The 249-nt window shown below is 47.4% G+C and carries 1 pseudogene; it reads left to right on the top strand.

The features are described from left to right. A pseudogene (locus AAEY75_RS16425) lies at nucleotides 1-249 on the top strand (C13 family peptidase); the annotation flags it as partial.

The raw sequence follows: 249 nt of genomic DNA, 5'->3' as shown, positions 1-249 counted from the left end.
GCTATAGCTGGTTGCCCGATTGGAGTTATTCGTTTTTACCAACGCTATTTTTGGTGCTGTTTTTATGGCAGACCTTGGCATTGTTATGGATATTTTCTCGTCGCCTGCGTATACCGTGGTGGGAGCGGATCATCGTCATCATCGGTGCTGTTGCACTATTGACGATATGGCAGCGTAACGTCGCTGACCAGCCCATATTTAAGCAGATACCCGTAGAGCCAGTATTAGAAGAAGCCGCCTTATATGAGC

The sequence above is a fragment of the Psychrobacter sp. TB55-MNA-CIBAN-0194 genome (assembly GCF_040309505.1).
GTDB classification, from domain to species: Bacteria; Pseudomonadota; Gammaproteobacteria; order Pseudomonadales; family Moraxellaceae; genus Psychrobacter; species Psychrobacter fozii.
The sequence above is the reverse complement of the archived record's forward strand: the minus strand, read 5'-3'. Positions and strand labels throughout refer to the sequence as shown.